Origin of the sequence: Acinetobacter sp. FDAARGOS_724 (assembly GCF_013364475.1) — a bacterium.
Lineage (GTDB): Bacteria > Pseudomonadota > Gammaproteobacteria > Pseudomonadales > Moraxellaceae > Acinetobacter > Acinetobacter variabilis.
The window spans coordinates 714,733-734,330 of sequence record NZ_CP054908.1 but is presented as its reverse complement, the minus strand read 5'-3'; the positions used below and the strand labels follow the sequence as shown (position 1 = coordinate 734,330).

Annotated in this window: 20 protein-coding genes and 1 pseudogene; 19 read left to right on the top strand and 2 right to left on the bottom strand. The window is 45.1% G+C overall.

What is annotated here, in order from left to right:
* Positions 1-179: 179 nt before the first annotated feature.
* The 14 genes from ubiG to FOC32_RS04750 all read left to right on the top strand — a co-directional run bounded on the left by ubiG (position 180) and on the right by FOC32_RS04750 (position 12,281).
* On the top strand, positions 180-908 hold the full coding sequence (gene ubiG / locus FOC32_RS04815; protein ID WP_005232805.1) for a bifunctional 2-polyprenyl-6-hydroxyphenol methylase/3-demethylubiquinol 3-O-methyltransferase UbiG: 729 nt from the start codon (positions 180-182) through the stop codon (positions 906-908).
* The gene (locus tag FOC32_RS04810; RefSeq protein WP_005232806.1) at positions 905-1,594 is read left to right on the top strand and encodes an HAD family hydrolase; all 690 of its coding nucleotides are present in this window, start codon (positions 905-907) and stop codon (positions 1,592-1,594) included. Before ubiG ends, FOC32_RS04810 begins: the two co-directional genes overlap by 4 nt.
* 48 nt (positions 1,595-1,642) lie before the next feature.
* The gene (locus tag FOC32_RS04805; protein ID WP_125278865.1) at positions 1,643-2,389 is read left to right on the top strand and encodes a YciK family oxidoreductase; all 747 of its coding nucleotides are present in this window, start codon (positions 1,643-1,645) and stop codon (positions 2,387-2,389) included.
* A gap of 226 nt (positions 2,390-2,615) precedes the next feature.
* Entirely contained in the window at positions 2,616-3,035 is a 420-nt protein-coding gene (locus FOC32_RS04800; RefSeq protein ID WP_004781373.1) for a hypothetical protein, read from the top strand.
* 183 nt (positions 3,036-3,218) lie between these two features.
* On the top strand, positions 3,219-3,374 hold the full coding sequence (locus FOC32_RS04795; RefSeq protein ID WP_004781372.1) for a hypothetical protein: 156 nt from the start codon (positions 3,219-3,221) through the stop codon (positions 3,372-3,374).
* Positions 3,375-3,681: 307 nt separating this feature from the next.
* The gene (locus FOC32_RS04790) at positions 3,682-4,077 is read left to right on the top strand and encodes an RcnB family protein (RefSeq protein WP_175966560.1); all 396 of its coding nucleotides are present in this window, start codon (positions 3,682-3,684) and stop codon (positions 4,075-4,077) included.
* A gap of 222 nt (positions 4,078-4,299) precedes the next feature.
* Positions 4,300-4,662, top strand: a complete 363-nt coding sequence (locus FOC32_RS04785; protein WP_175966558.1) for an RcnB family protein — start codon at positions 4,300-4,302, stop codon at positions 4,660-4,662.
* Positions 4,663-4,794: 132 nt separating this feature from the next.
* A complete protein-coding gene (gene argA, locus FOC32_RS04780) occupies positions 4,795-6,138 on the top strand; it encodes an amino-acid N-acetyltransferase (protein ID WP_175966556.1) in 1,344 nt (447 codons plus the stop codon).
* A gap of 334 nt (positions 6,139-6,472) precedes the next feature.
* Positions 6,473-7,429 carry a sulfonate ABC transporter substrate-binding protein gene (locus FOC32_RS04775; RefSeq protein ID WP_175966554.1) on the top strand — a complete coding sequence of 319 codons (957 nt, stop codon included), beginning with the start codon at positions 6,473-6,475 and terminating at the stop codon, positions 7,427-7,429.
* A gap of 24 nt (positions 7,430-7,453) precedes the next feature.
* On the top strand, positions 7,454-8,449 hold the full coding sequence (locus tag FOC32_RS04770) for an aliphatic sulfonate ABC transporter substrate-binding protein (RefSeq protein ID WP_175966552.1): 996 nt from the start codon (positions 7,454-7,456) through the stop codon (positions 8,447-8,449).
* A gap of 36 nt (positions 8,450-8,485) precedes the next feature.
* Positions 8,486-9,661 (top strand): FMNH2-dependent alkanesulfonate monooxygenase, encoded by a 1,176-nt coding sequence (gene ssuD / locus FOC32_RS04765; RefSeq protein ID WP_175966550.1) that lies wholly within the window; start codon positions 8,486-8,488, stop codon positions 9,659-9,661.
* Positions 9,661-10,476 carry an aliphatic sulfonate ABC transporter permease SsuC gene (gene ssuC, locus FOC32_RS04760; protein WP_125278873.1) on the top strand — a complete coding sequence of 272 codons (816 nt, stop codon included), beginning with the start codon at positions 9,661-9,663 and terminating at the stop codon, positions 10,474-10,476. The genes ssuD and ssuC overlap by 1 nt, the downstream gene beginning before the upstream one ends.
* A 25-nt stretch (positions 10,477-10,501) precedes the next feature.
* Positions 10,502-11,308 (top strand): ABC transporter ATP-binding protein, encoded by an 807-nt coding sequence (locus FOC32_RS04755; protein WP_159124168.1) that lies wholly within the window; start codon positions 10,502-10,504, stop codon positions 11,306-11,308.
* A gap of 349 nt (positions 11,309-11,657) precedes the next feature.
* Positions 11,658-12,281 carry a TetR/AcrR family transcriptional regulator gene (locus FOC32_RS04750; protein WP_005232857.1) on the top strand — a complete coding sequence of 208 codons (624 nt, stop codon included), beginning with the start codon at positions 11,658-11,660 and terminating at the stop codon, positions 12,279-12,281.
* Positions 12,282-12,348: 67 nt separating this feature from the next.
* Here the strand turns inward: FOC32_RS04750 and FOC32_RS04745 are convergent, their stop codons facing one another.
* Positions 12,349-12,912 carry a 5'-nucleosidase gene (locus FOC32_RS04745; RefSeq protein WP_175966548.1) on the bottom strand — a complete coding sequence of 188 codons (564 nt, stop codon included), beginning with the start codon at positions 12,910-12,912 and terminating at the stop codon, positions 12,349-12,351.
* A 254-nt stretch (positions 12,913-13,166) separates the two neighbouring features.
* Here FOC32_RS04745 and ribF point away from each other — a divergent pair, with 254 nt between their 5' ends.
* The 5 genes from ribF to FOC32_RS04720 all read left to right on the top strand — a co-directional run bounded on the left by ribF (position 13,167) and on the right by FOC32_RS04720 (position 18,762).
* The gene (gene ribF / locus FOC32_RS04740) at positions 13,167-14,168 is read left to right on the top strand and encodes a bifunctional riboflavin kinase/FAD synthetase (RefSeq protein WP_175966547.1); all 1,002 of its coding nucleotides are present in this window, start codon (positions 13,167-13,169) and stop codon (positions 14,166-14,168) included.
* A gap of 64 nt (positions 14,169-14,232) precedes the next feature.
* Complete coding sequence (gene ileS / locus FOC32_RS04735; RefSeq protein ID WP_175966545.1) at positions 14,233-17,079, top strand: isoleucine--tRNA ligase; 2,847 nt, start codon at positions 14,233-14,235, stop codon at positions 17,077-17,079.
* Complete coding sequence (gene lspA / locus FOC32_RS04730; protein WP_175966543.1) at positions 17,072-17,611, top strand: signal peptidase II; 540 nt, start codon at positions 17,072-17,074, stop codon at positions 17,609-17,611. Before ileS ends, lspA begins: the two co-directional genes overlap by 8 nt.
* Positions 17,604-18,086 (top strand): FKBP-type peptidyl-prolyl cis-trans isomerase, encoded by a 483-nt coding sequence (locus FOC32_RS04725; RefSeq protein ID WP_125278879.1) that lies wholly within the window; start codon positions 17,604-17,606, stop codon positions 18,084-18,086. The genes lspA and FOC32_RS04725 overlap by 8 nt, the downstream gene beginning before the upstream one ends.
* Positions 18,087-18,219: 133 nt before the next feature.
* Complete coding sequence (locus tag FOC32_RS04720) at positions 18,220-18,762, top strand: NADPH-dependent FMN reductase (protein ID WP_005232867.1); 543 nt, start codon at positions 18,220-18,222, stop codon at positions 18,760-18,762.
* A gap of 255 nt (positions 18,763-19,017) precedes the next feature.
* Here the strand turns inward: FOC32_RS04720 and FOC32_RS04715 are convergent.
* Positions 19,018-19,415: pseudogene (locus tag FOC32_RS04715) on the bottom strand (tautomerase family protein).
* Between the last annotated feature and the right edge of the window lie 183 nt (positions 19,416-19,598).

Below are 19,598 nucleotides of genomic sequence, written 5' to 3'. Positions count from 1 at the left end.
ATAAAGTAATTATGCCGGTTTCGTTTTTATTCTGTGAACTTTTTTACAGCTTTTATCGCTTTTTTTTCCAGAATCGCTACACTAAACAAGTGTACTGATTTACAAGAAGTTAAATCTGTTTATACCGCCTGCGGGTGAACTTAAATTTTAAATAATCACGACTGATTGAGGTGACACCGATGTCGCAATTGAATGTTGATCCACAAGAAATTGCCAAGTTTGAAGCATTTGCAGCTATATGGTGGGATCAGCATTCCGAGTTCCGCCCATTGCATATGATCAATCCCCTGCGCCTCAACTGGATTGATGAACATGCCGGTGGCTTGAGCGGCAAGAAAGTGCTGGATGTAGGCTGTGGCGGTGGAATCCTGTCAGAAAGCATGGCGCGCCGTGGTGCTCAGGTGCTGGGCATTGATATGGGCGAAGCGCCACTGAATGTGGCACGCATCCATGCCGAGCAGGAAGGTGTCAGCAATATTGAATACCGTCAGATTCCAGTAGAGCAACTCGCAGAAGAACAAGCCGGTCAATACGATGTCGTGACCTGTATGGAAATGCTGGAACATGTACCTGATCCAGCCTCTATTATTCAGGCCTGTTATAAACTGGCCAAACCAGGTGGTCATGTCTTCTTCTCGACCATTAACCGTAATCCAAAATCTTATCTGTTCGCGATCATTGGCGCAGAATATATCCTGCGTATGCTGGCCAAAGGTACACATGATTACAGCAAATTCATCAAGCCGTCTGAACTGGCGCATGACATCCGTAATGCCGGTTTAAAACTGAAAGATATGACTGGCCTGCATTATAACCCGCTGACCAAGCGTTACTGGCTGGCACCGAATGTCGATGTAAACTATATGGTGTACACCGTTAAAGAAAGCACGCAAGAGGCCGACCAATGAAGGCGGTTCTATTCGATCTGGATGGTACTTTAATTGATACCGCAGCTGACTTTATCCGGATTATCCAGCATATGTGCCGTGAAGCCGGCCGTGACGTGGTGGAAGCTGATCTGATCCGTACCCAGGTTTCAGAAGGTGCACGTGCTATGGTCAAATTGGTCTATCCGGAACTGCAACTGGAAGACCCGGTTTTCTTGGATCATCGCCAGCGTTTTCTGGATATGTATGGTGCAGATATTGCTGTGGATACAGACCTGTTCAGCGGAATGTATCCTTTACTTGAAGAGTTAGAGGAAAATGATATCCCTTGGGGAATCGTGACCAATAAACCGCGCTGGTTGAGCGAAGCCTTACTCAAAGCTTTAAACCTGACCGAGCGCTGTGCCGTACTGGTCTGTCCGGAAGATGTGACCCGAACCAAGCCAGATCCGGAGCCAATGTATCTGGCTGCCGAGCAGTTACAGCTGGCTGCAGAAGACTGCATCTATGTCGGGGACCATCCACGTGATATTGATGCAGGCCGCAATGCCAAGATGTATACCATACTGGCAGCATACGGTTATTTACCACTGCAATACAAAGATGACTTAACAGCCTGGCAAGCCGACTATATAGTGAATACAGTGAATGAGTTACATCAGCATATTCAGAAACTGGTCTTGAGCGAGCCAAGTGTCCTGTCTTGATTCCTGAAACTACTGAAGACACTTAACAATAATAATGAGGAGGTAGTAATGAAGTATTCAGAATATCAACCTCGCCCCGATCTGTTAAAAGATCGTATCATCCTGATCACGGGTGCGGGCGATGGCATTGGTCGTGCAGCAGCAATCAGCTATGCTCTGCATGGAGCAACTGTAGTTCTGCACGGGCGTACCTTAAACAAGCTTGAAGTTATCTATGATGAGATTGAAAGCTTGGGTGCGCCGCAACCGGCCATTCTCCCATTACAGTTATCTAGTGCCTCTGAACGTGATTATGAATTATTGCTCGACACGCTCGATCGCCAGTTTGGCCGTTTAGACGGGATTTTGCATAATGCCGGTATTTTAGGCGAGCGAGTACCACTGGCAGATTATCCGGTTAATGTCTGGGATGATGTCATGGCGGTTAACCTTCGTGCGCCTTTTGTGATTACCCAAGCCCTGTTACCCCTGCTGGAAAAATCCAAACACGCTTCTGTGGTCTTTGCCGGTTCCGGTGTAGGGCGTGAAGCCCGGGAATGCTGGGGCGCTTATTCAGTTTCAAAAATTGCCATTGAAGCAGTGAGCCAATTATTTGCCAAAGAACGGGTCAATTCGAATATCCGCTTTAACTGTATCAATCCGGGTGCTACACGTACCGCAATGCGTGCCAAGGCTTATCCGAATGAAGATCCGAAAACCTTACCGACACCGGATTCCATCATGCCAGCCTATCTGTACCTGATGGGTGAAGATAGCTTGCATATGAACGGTCAAAGTATTGATGCGCAGGACTAATCTTTAATTGACACCTATTTAAAAGCCAATGTCCGCATTGGCTTTTTGTTTTTTTTAAACTCTATAAAGATAAGACCCATTTGAAAGCTGGCTTATTCTTCTGCCCAATTCATCCAGATTTCAGACTGAATCAGCCAGACCTTTCTTATTTCTACAATACTGTCTTTATTCAGTTCGCTGCAAATTCCCCTATACTAGCGCCAACAGATTTTTATTTGAGTGCAACATGACTGACTTAAACAACATCACCGTGACGACTTTGGAAGATGGCATGGTCTCTCTGCTGGTCGATCAGCAGCCGATCTCTGAAAAATACGGCATGAAGTTTGATGCCAGCATTGTCGATGACATTCAGGCACTCGAAAATGGTCAAAAACTGAAACTGTTTGACCAGTTTGTCTTTTCCCATACCGATCTGAATTTTGAACATTCCTATCATTATGTGACGGGTATCGAAAAGCTGGACGATCGTTATCAGGTAGCGAAACACTTTGTCTATCGCATCAAGATCGAAGGTCAGCCTGAAATTGAACATGTGATCAGCAATCAGGGCAAAGCAATGACAGCAGAAGATGTGCGTACTTTTATTCAGGCACATGTGCAGAAGTCTCTAAGTGACTATACTGATCTGAACTATGCCTATTAAGATCGTTCATTAGATCCCGAAAGAGCGCATTTACGGATAGTGCGCTTTTTTTATCCTTAAATTCTTTAAAAAACAGACATAAATCGTTTTAATGAATCAAAAATATAGAATTATTCGGTTTTCCAAATTAATATAAAATTTTTATAATGCTTTTCAAGTTAAATCAAAGCGAAGGAAAATTAAATGGCAGACCAAAAACGTAAAACTGAAACTATTCGTCGTATTGAAAACTTGCAGTTATCAACTGCCCTGATTTTGGCTTTAGAAGATGCAGTCGAGGCAGAGTCTGTGGCTGAAGCCATTCAGTCCTTACAGGGTTTAACGGAACAGTGGAACTGAAAAATTGCAATGACCAAATCAAGATTCGGTGTTTAAAAAGAATATTTTTTCCACTAATTTGAGACGGTTTTGATACACAATTCAGGACATTGCGCTTGCATCTTGATCCCGGTTTTGCTGAAATGCCAATGGGGCTGGGCATAACTGGTCAACTGACTGAAGTGCATCCTAAGCTTATGTAAAATCATGGCATAATCATAATTTCTCTGTAATTGATATAAAACTTCAGCCAGTTCTTCACAGTTTCTCTGCAATTTTTCCGTACATTAGTTACTGTAGAAAATGAACAATTGAATGAGGGTTCAACATGAAAAAGGTTCTGGTAGCATTGGCGATGTCCTGCAGTGCATTCATGCTGGCAAATGTTGCAAACGCTGCCCCTCATTTCAATGATGAACAGCGTATGGAACGGGGTCCGGGTCATCATCAGGCCAAGAAATCGCGTGAGTTCCATGACGATCACCAAGACCAGTATGATAAACGTCGTATGCGTGAAGAACGTGGTGTTAAACGTCTGCAACAGTTACGCTGGCAGCTTGGCTATGTCATGCCGCAGCATTATCGCAGTAATGGCTACAAGGTCGAATATAAGGACCATAAACTGCCTAAACCAGACCGTAAGCAGCAATGGTACAAAGTCAACAATGACTACATTCTGGTGAACTCTGAAAATAACAGTATTGTCCGGATTATCGGAGACTGATTTAGAACCTGATGCAAAGCCCAACCTCGTTTGGGCTTTTTGATTTTTCGGATGAGCCTTTTTAGGCTTTTTCTTATTTTAGAGCTTTCCTTTTAATCGTGGCTAATCTCCTAAATTCCTTCATGAATTTAACAATTCCACTAAACTGGCCTCACGCTTTCTATCTACTTATTCGCTAATTTAATCTCATCGAAAACATGTACAGATTTTTAGGTGAGAGCCATGAAAAAAGTTTTAACTACAATTGCCTTATCTCTTAGTGCGCTGGTTGCTACTTCTGCAATGGCAGCACCGCAGCATCATGATCCACGTTATGCACCGCATAAATCAGCACCGCACTGGAATCATAAAGATGCGAAAAAATGGGATGACCGTCGTTACAACAACCGTGGGGTTAACCCAAGCCGTGACTGGCGTGTAGGTCAAAAACTGCCAAACCAGTATGACAACCGTCGCTTTGAAGTCAGTGGCTATGAAGCACGCCGTTTGCCGAAAGCAGGTAAAAACCAGCAATGGTATAAAATCAATGGTGACTATGTACTAGTCAACGATCGTAATGACAAGATTGTTCGAATCATCAACTAATCATTCTCTTTTCTGCCCTTCTAGCAGACACCTGAAGCTCGCTTCAGGTGTTTTTTTATATCTGTACTTCCACTTCAGTATTTTTTCATTAGAATCAAAGCTAGATCTTTAAATATTGAAATAGGCACAGCTATGACTGCAGCAGAAACCTCACCGAGCAACACCTTGCAATATGTGCACTGGTTTCGCCATTCTGCGCCTTATATCAATGCTCATCGCAATAAAACCTTTGTGATCATGTTTGATGGTGAAGCGGTATTGCATGGCAACTTTCAGCACATCATTCATGATATTGCCCTGCTCAATTCTTTAGGAATCCGCCTGATTCTGGTACATGGCGCGCGTCCGCAAATTAACCAGAATCTGGCTGCGAGTGGCTTCGAGACCCCCTTCCACCAGCAGCGTCGGGTCACAACTCGTGAATCCTTAAGCTGTGTACTGAATGCAGTAGGATCGATCCGTTTACAGATTGAGGCGCTATTGTCGATGGGGCTGGCCAATTCACCCATGTATGGTGCGCGCATCGATGCCGTTTCAGGAAATTTTGTGACAGCTAAACCTTATGGCATCCGTGACGGGGTCGATTTTCAGTTAACTGGTGAAGTTCGGGCGATTGATACTGATGCGATTCAACGTCATCTGGATAATCATAATATTGTGATTCTCGGTCCGACCGGCTATTCAACCACAGGTGAAGTTTTTAATCTTCTAGCTGAGGAAGTCGCAACCAAAACTGCGATTCGCCTCAAAGCCGATAAACTGATTATCTTGGGTCGACAGCATGGTCTGCTCGACAGTAAAGGTCAGTTAAAACGGGAAGTAACCCCACAGCAACTGGATGACTATATTCTCTCTGATAAACAGGATATTGAAATTCGGCTCCAGCTCAAGGCCGCTCAGGAAGCTTCCCGAAATGGTGTCAATCGCGTTCACCTAATTTCGTATACCTATGACGGCGCCTTACTGGAAGAACTGTTCACCCGGGATGGTTCCGGCACCATGATCACCGATGCGCATTATGAAGAAGTGCGCATGGCCGATATTCAGGATGTCGGTGGCCTGATCCGTTTGCTTCGCCCCTTGGAAGAAGAAGGTATTCTGGTTTACCGTTCGCGGGAGCGTCTGGAAAATGAAATTGACCAGTTCGCGGTAATTGAGCGTGACGGCATGATTCTGGCCTGTGCTGCCCTGTATCCGATTCCGACTACGGGCAATGAACTGCGTTCCGCAGAAATCGCCTGCGTTGCAGTAGATCCAAGTTACCGTCAATCCAACCGCGGTAGCCAGATCCTGCATTATCTGGAAGATAAGGCCAAAAGTCTGGGTATTCAGCAACTGTTTATTTTAACGACCCGTACTGCACACTGGTTTCTGGAACAGGGTTTTGAACCGGCATCAGTAGATGATTTGCCCGATGCCCGACAGGCTTTTTATAATTATCAGCGCAATTCAATTGTCTGTAAAAAGTCACTTTAAAGTGACTTTTTATTCGCTCTCATATCTCTATTTTAGATAACGATATTCATAAAACCTGTATTCAGCATAAAAATCCTATTGCTGATTTTCTAATAAGCATATCTGGCCACTTTATTTAGAATAAATAATTTTATATTTCATTGCCTTATATAAATAATTCTTTCTTCCTAAATTAATGTGTAAATCACTTTCCTGCATAAGTTTTGCACTTTTTTATTTATCTTTTTTCTTCATTAGAAATTCCTGAATAGTTATTTTTTTAGAAAAGTAAAAAGCTTTAGCGTATGCCTAAGTTCTTCATTTCACATTTCTAAATTTTCAGGAGTTCTGATTCATGTGCCAATCACACATTCAATTATTCACAAAAACTGCGGTTCTCAGTGCTGCGGTGGTTGGCGTGATGATGCTTTCTGGCTGTGGCAAGAAACAAGAAGCCGTGACCCTGAATATTGGTTTCCAGAAATATGGTGTACTGCCTATCTTAAAAGAACGTGGCACGCTGGAAACGTCATTAAAAGAACAAGGCGTGAATGTGAAATGGGTTGAATTCCCGGCTGGTCCTCAGTTACTTGAAGGCTTGAATGTCGGCAGCGTATCTTTTGGTGAAGCCGGTGAAGCACCACCGATCTTTGCTCAAGCAGCGAACTCAAATCTGGTCTATGTGGCCAATCAGCCTGAAGCACCGAAAGCTGAAGCATTAATTGTACAAAAAGACTCAAAGATTCAATCTGTACAGGATCTGAAAGGCAAACGTGTTGCCTTAAATAAAGGCTCAAATGTTCATTACTTACTACTCAAAGTCCTTGAAGCCAATAACCTAAAACTCAGCGATATTGAAGTGGTTTACCTGCCACCTTCTGATGCCCGTGCCGCTTTTGAACGCGGTGCAGTCGATGCTTGGGTGATCTGGGACCCGTTCTTTGCAGCTGCTGAACATCAAATTGGTGCGCGTGTCATTGCCAGCGGTGAAAATGTGGTGAGCAATCATCAGTTCTATCTGGCAGATCGCAAGTTCGCAGAAAGCCATCCTCAGGTGGTACAGGCGGTGGTCAACGAACTGAATCTGACCACGGACTGGGTGGCAAAAAATCAGGACGCTGCCGCTCAGCTCCTGCAAAAACCGACAGGTCTGGCCGTCGATGTCTTGAAAACCTCTATTTCACGCATGGGCTTTGGCGTTAAACCTCTCAGCACTGACGTGATTCAAAAACAGCAACAAGTCGCCGATGCATTTTATGCGCAGCAGCTGATTCCACAAAAGCTGAATATTGATGCAGCAATTATTAAATAACAGCAGAATAATTCGAGAATAAAGATGAGTCATTTAAAAACAGTTTCTTACATCAGTTTAGCGTTATTGAGCTTTAGTCTGACTGGCTGCCAGAAACAGGAACCACAACAAACGGCTGCCGCAGAAACTACGTCGGTGCAACAAGTTAAAACCATTGCGATTGGCTTTCAGAAATCAGCCTTGAATCTGCTGGTAGCACGCGATGAAAAGCTGTTAGAACAACAATTTCCTAATGCCAAAATTGAGTGGAAAGAGTTTCCGGCGGGTCCACAAATGCTGGAAGCACTGGCAGTCGGTGCGGTGGATTATGGCTATGTAGGGAATACCCCACCCATTTTTGCACAGGCTGCAGATAAAGCTCTGAGTTACGTGGCCTTTGAAAAAGTGGCTGGAAACTCTTTGGCCGTGGTCGTGCCGAAAGACAGTGACATCCAGACGATTCAACAGTTGAAAGGAAAACGGATCGCGGTGCAGAAAGGTTCAAGTGCCCATGAACTTCTGGCCAAAACTCTGGAAAAAGCCGGCTTAAGCTGGTCAGAGATTCAAGCCATTTGGCTTCCCCCTGCGGATGCACGTGCCGCTTTTGACAAAGAAGCTATTGATGCCTGGGCAATCTGGGATCCCTTCCTGGGTGCAGCCGAGTTCGACAGCCAGGTTAAGGTACTGATTGAATCCAGTGATTTTCCGCAAACCTATTCCTTTTACATCGGCAATCCCGAATTTATTCAGAAGCATCCGGATAGTCCCAGCAAGTTTATCCAGGCTTTAAATGCCTCTGACCAGTGGATTCTTAAAAACCAGGCTGTAGCTCTAGATATTTATCAGAAAAGTACCGGTCTGAAACCAGAGGTGGCGAAGATTGCATTTGAGCGTCGTCTTAAACCTTCGCCGGTTCAACCTTTAACTCCGGAAGTGATAAAAGCCCAACAGAATATTGCCGATCTCTTCCAGCAGGTTCAACTGATTCCCAAAACCATCAGCGTCCAGCAACAGATCTGGTCGCCAGCAGCCACACATTGATGAACAAACAAAATGATTTAATTTAAGGAATATCACATGAAAATTTTCTGGTTTATCCCCACTCATGGCGACAGTCGTTACTTAGGCACCAGCAAGGGCGCACGTGTTGTAGATCATACCTACATGAAGCAGATTGCCGTTGCGGTAGATAACTTAGGTTATGAAGGGGTGCTAATTCCGACTGGCCGTTCTTGTGAAGATCCATGGTTAACCGCAGCCAGCCTGATTGATGCGACCAAAAAATTAAAATTCCTGGTGGCGCTGCGTCCAGGCGTGACCACTCCGGCACTGGCTGCACGTATGGCCGCGACCTTTGACCGCTTGTCCAATGGCCGGGTGCTGCTGAATCTGGTGACTGGCGGTGATGAACAGGAACTAAAAGGTGACGGCGTCTATGAAGATCACACAACCCGCTATAAAACGGCGACCGAATACACCACCATCTGGCGTGAAATTTTAAAACGCTCACATACCGGTGAAAGCTTTAGCTTTCATGGCGAACGCTTAAGTGTCGACGAGGCAAAATTGCTGTATCCACCAATCCAGCAGCCACATCCGCCTTTATGGTTTGGCGGTTCATCGGATGATGCCATTGAACTGGCCACGGATCAGGTTGACACTTATCTGACTTGGGGTGAACCGCCTGCAGCAGTGAAAGAAAAGATTGAAAATGTCCGTGCCAAAGCCGAAGCGAAAGGTCGCAAGCTGAGCTACGGTATCCGTCTGCATGTGATCGTGCGTGAAACCAATGAAGAAGCATGGAGAGCAGCAGACGAGCTCATCCAGTATGTGGATGATGCCACCATTGCTGCCGCACAAGCGAAATTCAAGCAAATGGACTCTGTCGGCCAACGTCGTATGGCTGAGCTGCACAATGGCGAGCGTAGCAAACTCGAAGTGTCTCCAAACCTGTGGGCAGGTGTAGGTCTGGTACGTGGCGGTGCAGGTACAGCATTGGTCGGCGATCCAGAAACTGTCGCAGCACGTATTCAGGAATATGCTGATCTAGGTATCGATACCTTCATTTTCTCAGGCTATCCACATCTGGAAGAATCCATCCGTTTTGCGGAACTGGTATTCCCATTACTTCCACTGGAAACCCAGAAAAAACTCACTCAACCGAACTTGACCGGTCCATTTGGTGAAATTGTGGCGAACAACTACACACCTGACGAGAACAAGCAGGCTGAGAAAATTAAGGAGTCTGCTTAATGTCAAAATTCGTTTCCGTTGAAACCCTGACCCCAAAGCAGGTTTCACGTGGAACAATTCTGGGGCAGCATCTGCTGCCCTGGCTGGTTCCAATTTTCTTGATTGCAGTTTGGCAAATTGCCTCTAGCACAGGCCTACTGGAAAGCCGGATTCTGCCTGCACCGAGTGCCGTGGTTTTAGCCTTCTGGAATTTATTGCTCAGCGGTGAACTGTGGACGCATGTGCAAGTCAGTGCAGGACGTGCCATCAGCGGATTATTGGTAGGTGGTGGTTTGGGCCTATTGCTGGGTCTGTTAAATGGTTCATCCAAAACTGCCTCTACCCTGCTCGATACCACCTTGCAAATGATCCGTAATATCCCGGCTTTGGCCTTAATTCCACTGGTCATTCTCTGGTTCGGGATTGATGAATCAGCCAAGCTGTTTCTGGTCGCGATTGGTGTGTTCTTCCCAATCTATATTAATACCTATCATGGAATCCGTTCAGTCGATCCCCAGCTAATCGAGATGGGAAAAAGCTATGGCCTGACCCGCTGGCAGCTTTATAAAGAAATTATCCTGCCAGGGGCAATGCCTTCAATTCTGGTCGGTCTGCGTTTTTCACTCGGTCTGGTGTGGGTACTGCTGATTGTGGCGGAAACGATTTCTGCCCAGTCCGGCATCGGTTATATGACCATGAACGCGCGTGAATTCCTGCAAACCGATGTCGTACTGGTGGGTATTTTACTGTATGCCCTGCTCGGTAAACTGGCAGATGTCCTGGCCGTGGCCTTAGAACGATTCCTGCTGCGCTGGCATGCTGGCTATCAAAAATAATTGAAAAAATATTGAGGAGCATGTGATGACTGATCTCAGCTTAGGGCGTCTTGCCAATGATCCGACTGCAGTGCAGGAGCCTGCTGCAACCGATATCAATCCCAATGCAGTTGCCGGTGCCGAAATCATTATTGAACAGCTGCATAAGTTCTATGGCTCGGTGAAGGTACTGGAAGATCTGGACCTGCATATTCAGCCGGGTGAATTTCTGGCGATTGTTGGACGTAGTGGCTGTGGTAAAAGTACCCTGCTCCGTCTGATTGCCGATCTTGAAAAACAGAGTTACGGTGAAATTAAATTTAAGTCTGCACGTCATATTCGTGAAGGTATTACCGCTGATGATATCCGCGTGATGTTCCAGGATCCGCGTCTATTGCCATGGCGCAGCATCGAACAGAACGTACAACTGGGCTTACCAAAAGACCAGCATGGCAATGCTTCACAAATGCTGGAGAAAGTCGGCTTAAAAGAAAAAGCTGGGCTTTGGCCTTCACAACTATCTGGTGGTCAGCGTCAACGTACAGCTCTGGCACGTGCCTTGTCACATAAGCCACGTATTTTACTGCTGGATGAACCACTCGGTGCGCTAGATGCCCTGACCCGTCTGGATATGCAGAACCTGATTGAAAAATTATGGACTGAACAGGGCTTTACTTCGATTCTGGTCACCCACGACGTGAGTGAAGCCGTACAACTGGCAGACCGGATTATCCTGCTGGATAAAGGCCATATTGCCAAAGAGTTTAAAGTTGATCTTCCACGTCCACGCCAAAAGAATGTGAAATTTGCCGAACTTGAACAGCAGGTTCTGAATGCGGTTTTAGCAACCTGAAATGTGAGGGAATCTGGAATAACTGTTTATTCTGGATTCCTTATTTCGAATCAAGAAAATATCTGTCTCACTGATTATTTATTCAGCAATTGGCAAAATTTCAACTTAATTCATTAATTTTATTTTAACTTTATGATGCTTTAAGGTAATAATTAGTACTTAAAAAATCATCAACCTTTTCAAAAGCTTGGTTTTTAATTCTTGCGCCTTAAACCGATACTAATTGTATCTTTAATCTAAAGAATAAATTATCATTATTCATAAAATTAGCACCTGACTTGATGCACAAATCTGATGATTTGACGTACAATAAAAAATTCCCTTTTTTAATTGTTTTTAATATTTGCTGATGGAACAAAAAAAGAGTACTCAAAAACGCAACCAGCTGCTGAATGCTGCACTCGATGTTTTTTCCCTATACGGTTTTAATGGGGCGAGTTTAGATGAGATCGCACAAATTGCAGAAATGCATAAGTCGAATATTTTCTATTATTATGAAAATAAAGAGGCGCTCTATGTAGAGGTTTTAACGACCGTTCTACAAAAATGGCTGGCACCTTTACAAATGCTAGAAGCCGATCTTGAGCCTGAAGAAGCGATTACCAATTATTTGATGCAAAAAATTGAAGTATCGCGTACCCAGCCTAAAGCTTCACGCCTGTTCGCTCTGGAAGTGATTCAGGGTGCGCCGCACATTTTAGAAATCTTAAAAGGTCCATTGAAAAAACTGGTCAAGCGTAAAGCCAAAGTGATTTCAAACTGGCAGGAACAAGGCAAGATTTCTAAGGATATCGATCCTGAACTGCTGATTCTGAATATCTGGGCCGTGACCCAGAACTATGCAGATTTCGCGACCCAGATGGAAATGGTGACGGGCAAGACCTTGCGTAACCGCAGCATGCAACAACGGATTATCCAGCATACTGTACATATGATGCTGTACGGCGTACTTCCGCGTACACAAGAAAAATAGGTCAACGCAAATCATTTGGCATACGACCATAAATTTTATGGTCGCCGACCCCTTCTCTCACCCTTTATTATTTTAACGTTTGATATAAATTCAATAATTTCTGCGCACCTAGCAGCAGATTCTCTTCCCAGTCCAAATGAGCACTATCATCTGCACCGTCAGTAATATATTTAACTGAAATCAGGCGCACATCCAGTTTACGGCACACCTTGGCCAGCGCATAGCCTTCCATATCGACCAGCTGACAAGCCACTTTTGGCAAGCCTGTTTCAAAGCTATCCCCTGTTCCACAAATCCCTTTCGGTAAATGGGCAAAGAACGGTTCCAGATCAATTGCGCCTGGCAAATGATCATCCATCGGGGTAATACCAACTTCAAATCCTAGTGGTGAAACATCCATATCACGTTGCACAAAACGCTTAACTTCAACCAGTTCATGCGCCTTGAAATGGGAACTGCCTGCGGTGCCGAGATTAATCAGGGTTTTACAGCGAGTTTTCTGAATCACTTCAAAAGCCTTAAAAGCAGCATTGACCTTGCCGATGCCACTATAGTGGACTTCCACACCTTCTGCTTCGAACAAACCTTTGGATTCACTGGCCAATGCCATAATGAGCGCCGAATCTGACATGCAAACTACCCGAGACTGAGAAAACCGTGACATTAGAAAGCAAAATCCAGGCAATGAAAAGCGGGTTTTTAGATTTCTGTTTTGCAGATCTCATGCTTAAATAACAGCAGAAGATTCTTGGATGGCACACTTTCGTCTTGATGTGTTTCGTGATTTTTCAATAATTTTTTTGCATAAAAACACAACAGCAAGACGAATCGTTGAGATTATGGCAATATATAGCCTTTCCTATTTTCAATTCCCTGATTTCGCCTATGCAGCTGCTCCGTCTCAATGCTTTAGCGTCACATTCTGAATTGCCAAAAACCGCCGTTACGATTGGTAATTTTGACGGCGTGCATCTGGGTCATCAGGCCATGATCAAACAGTTAAAAGCTGTTGCAGAAGCTGAGCAACTAAAAACTGTTGTGATGATCTTCGAGCCACAACCGCTTGAATTTTTTAAAGGTTATGAAGCACCACCACGTATTTCTTCTTTGCGCGAAAAAGTGGAATATTTAAGCGAACTGGGTGTGGACTATATTGCGGTCGCCAAGTTTGATCATCATTTCCGAAGCCTGAGTGCCGAAGCCTTTGCCGACATTCTGAAAGATAAATTGAATGCAGCGCATCTAGTCTTGGGGGATGATTTTCACTTTGGTAAAAACCGTCAGGGCAATAGTGAATTTCTGCGAGACTACGGCTTTAAGGTCACCAATCTGCATACCATTGCCTTGGATGGTGAACGGGTCAGTTCTACCCGCATCCGTCAGACCCTGCAAGCGGGTGACCTTGCTCTGGCAGCCAAATTGCTGGGACGTCCTTATAGTATTACCGGCCGGGTGCAATACGGCGACCAGATTGGCCGTACCATTGATTTCCCGACCATTAATGTCCGGTTGAACCGGCATAAACCTTGCCTGCAGGGCATTTATGGGGTTGAAGTCGTCTGTGAAACCGAATCACTCAGCGCCAAGGTTCAGCAGGAAAATCCTGAACAGCCGGGTATTGCTGGCTATGATCAGGGTAGCCTGTTTGGTGCTGGTCATGTGGGTACCCGCCCTGCGATCAAACAGACTCATCCGGAATGGCGATTAGAAGTACATTTTCCTGATGTTTCTGCTAATCTGTATGGCCTGTTAATGCGGGTAACCTTCTTGAATTATCTGCATGGCGAAAAAGATTATCCTTCGCTTGAAGCGTTAAAGGCCGGAATTGATGATGATGTTGAGAAACTGCTTGAGTTTCGTCGAAAACACCCCACATTTCCCTTTTAATGTCCCGTATTTTTATTGTAAAACGTGTCAGTCTAATGACTGATTAAATTGGAAGACAACTTGCATGAGCGATAAGCAAACTCCTGAAAATGCAGTGGATTATAAAGCCACGCTAAACCTCCCAGGTACTGACTTTGCAATGAAAGCAAATCTGGCAGTACGTGAAGCGAAATGGTTAGAAGAGTGGTATGCCGATGACATTTATCAGCAGATTCGTGCATCGCGAATTGGCAAGAAAAAATACGTGCTTCATGATGGCCCTCCATATGCCAATGGCCAGATTCACTTAGGTCATGCAGTCAACAAGGTACTTAAAGACATCATCATTAAAAGCCGCATCATGGACGGCTTTGATGCGCCGTATGTACCAGGCTGGGATTGTCACGGTCTTCCAATTGAACTGAAAGTTGAAGAAAAAGTCGGTAAGGTCGGCGTTAAAGTGGATGCGCCTACTTTCCGTAAAGCTTGCCGCGAATATGCATTGAGCCAGGTTGAGCTACAGAAAAAAGACTTCATCCGTATGGGTGTGTTTGGTGACTGGAGCAATCCTTATCTCACCATGAACTTCAAGCAGGAAGCCAACATCGTGCGTTCACTCGGTGAAATCGCGAAAAATGGCCATATCCAGCCAGGTCTTAAACCGGTGAACTGGTGTCTGGACTGTGGTTCAGCACTGGCTGAGGCTGAAGTTGAATATGAAGATAAAAAATCAGATGCAATCGACGTGGGTTTCACCGTGGTTGATCTGGCGGATCTGTCTGCACGTTTAGGTGTTGAAGTTAAAGACTCAACCGATATCGTAATCTGGACGACTACGCCTTGGACCCTGCCTGCGAACCAGGCAGTTGCCCTGCATGCTGAAATTGAATACCAGCTTGTTGTTGCACGTGGTGAAGATAAAGCTGCACAAAACTTTATCCTGGCCAAAGATCTGGTTGAATCTGCGACTGAGCGTTATGGCTTTAACGCGGTTGAAGTGATTGCCGAGTTTGCCGGTGCGAAACTTGAAAATCTGGTACTGCAACATCCTTTAATTGCTGAGCGTCAAGTACCAGTCATTTTGGGTGAACACGTTATCGCGACCAGCGGTACCGGTGCTGTCCATACTGCGCCTGGCCATGGTGTAGACGACTATAAAGTTGGTCTGCTGTATAACCTGAAAGTAGATAATCCAGTGGGCGGTAATGGTGTGTATTTACCGACTTCACCACTATTTGCAGGCGAACATATCTACAAGGCCAATCCACAAATTATTGCGGCGCTTGGCGAAGCTAACAAGCTATGGGCACATAAGCCTATCAAGCATAGCTACCCGCACTGCTGGCGTCATAAAACTCCAATTATCTTCCGTGCGACCCCACAATGGTTCATCAGCATGGATGAAAAAGGTCTGCGTCAGGGCGCATTGAATGCCATTGAAAATGACATCAGCTTCGTACCGGATTGGGGTAAAAACCGTATTCAGGCGATGATTGAAGGCCGTCCGGACTGGTGTATCTCACGTCAACGTACCTGGGGTGTGCCAATCCCATTCTTCGTGCATAAAGACACCAATGAACTGCACCCACGTACACCTGAACTGATCGAAGAAGTCGCGAAACTGATCGAACAGGAAGGTATTGATGCCTGGTATAACCGTGAAGCCAAAGACTTCATCGGTGATGATGCTGAGCAGTACAACGCGGTTCGCGATACCTTAGACGTCTGGTTTGACTCTGGTACAACCCACTATGCAGTGCTGCGTGACCGTGAAGAATTGACCGATCCGGCTGATTTATATCTTGAAGGTTCTGACCAACACCGTGGCTGGTTCCAGTCTTCATTATTGACCTCTATGGCGATCAATCAACGTGCGCCATACAAAGGTCTGCTGACTCACGGTTTCGTGGTCGATGAGAAAGGTCGCAAAATGTCGAAATCGCTGGGTAATATCATTACTCCGCAAGACATTATAAAGAACATGGGTGCAGACGGCCTGCGTTTCTGGATCGCTTCAGCAGATTACCGTTATGAAATGACCGCAGGTAAAGAGATCTTTAACCGTGCATCAGATGGTTACCGTCGTATCCGTAATACCCTGCGTTTCTTACTGGCAAACCTGAATGGCTTCAACCCGGCAACTGATGCCCTACCCGTAGATCAACTGATTGCACTGGATCAATACATCCTGCAACGCGCGAATGATGTACAGGAAACCATCAAGAAAGCATATGAAGATATGAACTTCCATATCGTGACCAATGCCTTGACCAACTTCTGTATTAACGACCTCGGTGGTTTCTACTTAGACATCATCAAAGACCGTCAGTACACTACTAAAGCAGACTCGCAGGCACGTCATTCTGTGCAAACTGCACTGTATCATCTGGTACAAGCCTTTGTTCGCTGGATGGCACCAATCCTGAGCTTCACCGCTCAAGAAGCATGGCCACTAATTCCAGGTCAAAGCGAGAAATATGTCTTCACTGCTGAATGGTACGATATTCCAGTTTCAGCACAGGCAAACCTGTTATCTGAAGCAGACTGGCAAACCCTGATTGCAGTGAAATCTGCGGTGAACAAGCACATTGAAAATGCGCGTAATGAGAAACTGGTGGGTTCAAATCTGTCTGCCAAAGTTGAGTTATGGGCCAATGATGAGCTGAAAGCTGTTCTAGACCGTCTGGGTGATGAGCTGCGTTTCGTTCTGATCACTTCTCAGGTAATCGTGAATCCGTTTGATGCTGCTCAAGGCAATGACGCTGAACTTGAAGGCCTGCGCGTGAAAGTATCTGCGGCAGATGGCGAGAAATGTGTACGCTGCTGGCATGTACTTCCTGATGTGAATACACATACCTCACATCCAGGACTATGTGGTCGTTGTATTATTAACCTCCCAAGCGGCCAAGGTGAAGAGAGAAAATATGCCTAACCCACAGCAGAAAAAGGGTCTGTTCCAGTTCTATCCCCACAATTTGTGGTGGATCGGACTGGCTATTCTGGCGATCATTCTAGATCAATGGACCAAATGGATTGCGGTAACACATCTGGAATATGCAAATCCAGTGCCCGTCCTGCCCTTTTTAAATTGGACACTGTTACATAACTATGGCGCTGCCTTTAGTTTCTTGTCCGATGCCGGTGGCTGGCAACGTTATTTCTTTACCTCACTTGCAGGTTTAGTGTCTGTGGTTTTCGTGTTCTGGCTGATGCGTATGCCAAAGAGCATGAAAGTCTTGCCACTAGCAGTTGCCCTGATTCTGGGTGGTGCTATTGGTAATCTGATTGATCGCATTTCTTTAGGTTATGTGGTCGACTTTATTCATGTCTATTATCAGAACAGTCACTTCCCTGCTTTTAATATTGCGGATAGTGCCATTACTTTAGGTACGATTCTGCTGCTGATTGATACGTTTTTCCTGGAAAAACACCGAATTCAACGTGCACAGGCGCAACATGACTGATTTTATTAATCCTAACGAGGAAACTCGTGTTGAAGACGGCTCTAAAGTCGAGCTTCATTTTTCTGTCGCGATCGAAAGTGGCGTAGAAATTGACAATACCCGTAGCCGTGAAGAACCGGTAAGCCTGACCATTGGTGATGGCAACCTATTACCAGGTTTTGAAAAAGCTTTAATGGGCTTACGTGCTGGTGACCGTCGTACCGTCAGCCTTCCGCCCGAAGAAGCTTTTGGTCCGTGGAATCCTGAAAATGTCCAAAAATTTGATACGGTGAAATTCGGCGAACGTCCGATTGAAGGTCATATGATCGAGTTTGAAGACAAGGCCAAATCGACTTTGTATGGCGTGGTAAGATCCGTGAATGATGACATTACTGAAGTGGACTTTAATCATCCACTTGCAGGTAAAAACATCACCTTTGAAGTCGAAATCTTCAAAGTCACTCCGGCTGGCCAGCAAGGTGTGAAGCTGATGTAATTTCAGCTAATCACATGATTTAAAAGAGCTCCTTCGGGAGCTTTTTTAGTTTCTGGATACAAATCCTCTCTAGTCTCTGTTCAGAAATCTGATTAATTTAATTTGATGAGAATGCGATAAGAAAGGGAAAGATATGAAAATTTATATTGTGGTTGGCAGTGTGCGTGAAGGACGTACAGCAATTAAGGTCGCACATTGGGTACTACAGGAAATTAAAAAATATGGTTTTAGCACGCTTGAAACCGAACTTGTCGACTTAAAAGAATGGGATCTTCCGCTTTTTGCTGGTTCTCATCCCCCATTGACCGGTATTTATGATCAGCCGAAACAGCAGGAATGGGCTGACTTTATTGCCCTTGCGGATGCATTTATTTTTATCAGTCCCGAATATAACCATGGCTATAGCCCGGCATTAAAAAATGCGCTGGATTATCTGGCCAAGGAATGGCAAGGCAAGCCGGCAGCCTATATAGGTTATGGCGTCACTAATGGCTCACGTTCCATTGATCAGATCCGCCAGGTCGGCACTCAGCTCGGTATGGTGGATACCAATGCGATTGTAGAGCTGCGAGACATTTTTAGTCGCAATAAAGACTACAGCTTTGAAGGAAATGAATTCGACAATAAAACACTCAGAGATGTCGTGGATAAGCTGATCCAGTATGTCAGTGCCTGAAGACGACAGCGATGTGCGCTTTAGCCTACAGGCAGCGCAGAATTTGTCGGCTATTCTCACTTTCAGTTCAAGGCTATAGTTTGATTCATAGACAGACAGGAAGTCTGCAAAGCCATACAACAACAATAAAAAGCGCAGAGTAACAGGACGTTGACAGGTCAGACAGGAGTCAGATCTGAGAAGCAAATCCAGAAAAGCCTCAACAGGATGTTGGGGCTTTTTTGCATTTAAAATCTGGTATTTTTCTTCAAAAAATCAGATCTCTACATTAAAGCCTAAATTGATATCACAGGCTGCTTGTCCGCCTCGGATCCCCCAGTTTTCCCATGGACTTTCTCACAGATGAATCAGGATATGATCAGGCGGAATGCCCAGTTTTCCCAAGCTTTCTACACAATCTGCTGATACAGTTTGCGCTTGGTCTCCAGACTCCGGCCAGCGAAGCAGTCAATACCGATCAAGGTAAAGTATTCAGGCTGGGTCAGATGAGTCATATACTGAAAACGATGGGCTTCATGTACCACCAGCCGGATATTACGGTCATAGTCAGGCAGCTGAAACGCATTTTTCACACATTGAAATACGCTGTCGAGTAACCGCTCTTCATCAGCCTGGGAATACTGCTGCCGGACTTCAATTTGAACGGTAGGCATGTGCTTCTTCTTTTTATTATTTTATTGAATAGAGAGATGAGCTTTAATAAGGTCTTCTATCTCTACCATATCGCAAAATTATCCTGAGAACTCTGGAATTAATTGGATAAATATTTTCAAGTGACCTTGTCGCCTCTGGCCTACAGCAGATGCGGTCAATGCCTCTACTCGGTCTTTCTGACT

Bases quoted from the DNA above. Each gene is read 5' to 3' on its own strand.
- FOC32_RS04750 (WP_005232857.1), top strand. From the start codon at position 11,658: ATGGAACAAAAAAAGAGTACTCAAAAACGCAACCAGCTGCTGAATGCT.
- FOC32_RS04775 (WP_175966554.1), top strand. From the start codon at position 6,473: ATGTGCCAATCACACATTCAATTATTCACAAAAACTGCGGTTCTCAGT.
- ubiG (WP_005232805.1), top strand. From the start codon at position 180: ATGTCGCAATTGAATGTTGATCCACAAGAAATTGCCAAGTTTGAAGCA.
- ssuC (WP_125278873.1), top strand. From the start codon at position 9,661: ATGTCAAAATTCGTTTCCGTTGAAACCCTGACCCCAAAGCAGGTTTCA.
- ileS (WP_175966545.1), top strand. From the start codon at position 14,233: ATGAGCGATAAGCAAACTCCTGAAAATGCAGTGGATTATAAAGCCACG.
- FOC32_RS04800 (WP_004781373.1), top strand. From the start codon at position 2,616: ATGACTGACTTAAACAACATCACCGTGACGACTTTGGAAGATGGCATG.
- FOC32_RS04785 (WP_175966558.1), top strand. From the start codon at position 4,300: ATGAAAAAAGTTTTAACTACAATTGCCTTATCTCTTAGTGCGCTGGTT.
- FOC32_RS04770 (WP_175966552.1), top strand. From the start codon at position 7,454: ATGAGTCATTTAAAAACAGTTTCTTACATCAGTTTAGCGTTATTGAGC.
- FOC32_RS04720 (WP_005232867.1), top strand. From the start codon at position 18,220: ATGAAAATTTATATTGTGGTTGGCAGTGTGCGTGAAGGACGTACAGCA.
- ssuD (WP_175966550.1), top strand. From the start codon at position 8,486: ATGAAAATTTTCTGGTTTATCCCCACTCATGGCGACAGTCGTTACTTA.
- argA (WP_175966556.1), top strand. From the start codon at position 4,795: ATGACTGCAGCAGAAACCTCACCGAGCAACACCTTGCAATATGTGCAC.
- FOC32_RS04790 (WP_175966560.1), top strand. From the start codon at position 3,682: ATGAAAAAGGTTCTGGTAGCATTGGCGATGTCCTGCAGTGCATTCATG.
- ribF (WP_175966547.1), top strand. From the start codon at position 13,167: ATGCAGCTGCTCCGTCTCAATGCTTTAGCGTCACATTCTGAATTGCCA.
- FOC32_RS04795 (WP_004781372.1), top strand. From the start codon at position 3,219: ATGGCAGACCAAAAACGTAAAACTGAAACTATTCGTCGTATTGAAAAC.
- FOC32_RS04755 (WP_159124168.1), top strand. From the start codon at position 10,502: ATGACTGATCTCAGCTTAGGGCGTCTTGCCAATGATCCGACTGCAGTG.
- FOC32_RS04810 (WP_005232806.1), top strand. From the start codon at position 905: ATGAAGGCGGTTCTATTCGATCTGGATGGTACTTTAATTGATACCGCA.
- lspA (WP_175966543.1), top strand. From the start codon at position 17,072: ATGCCTAACCCACAGCAGAAAAAGGGTCTGTTCCAGTTCTATCCCCAC.
- FOC32_RS04805 (WP_125278865.1), top strand. From the start codon at position 1,643: ATGAAGTATTCAGAATATCAACCTCGCCCCGATCTGTTAAAAGATCGT.
- FOC32_RS04725 (WP_125278879.1), top strand. From the start codon at position 17,604: ATGACTGATTTTATTAATCCTAACGAGGAAACTCGTGTTGAAGACGGC.
- FOC32_RS04745 (WP_175966548.1), bottom strand. From the start codon at position 12,912: ATGTCAGATTCGGCGCTCATTATGGCATTGGCCAGTGAATCCAAAGGT.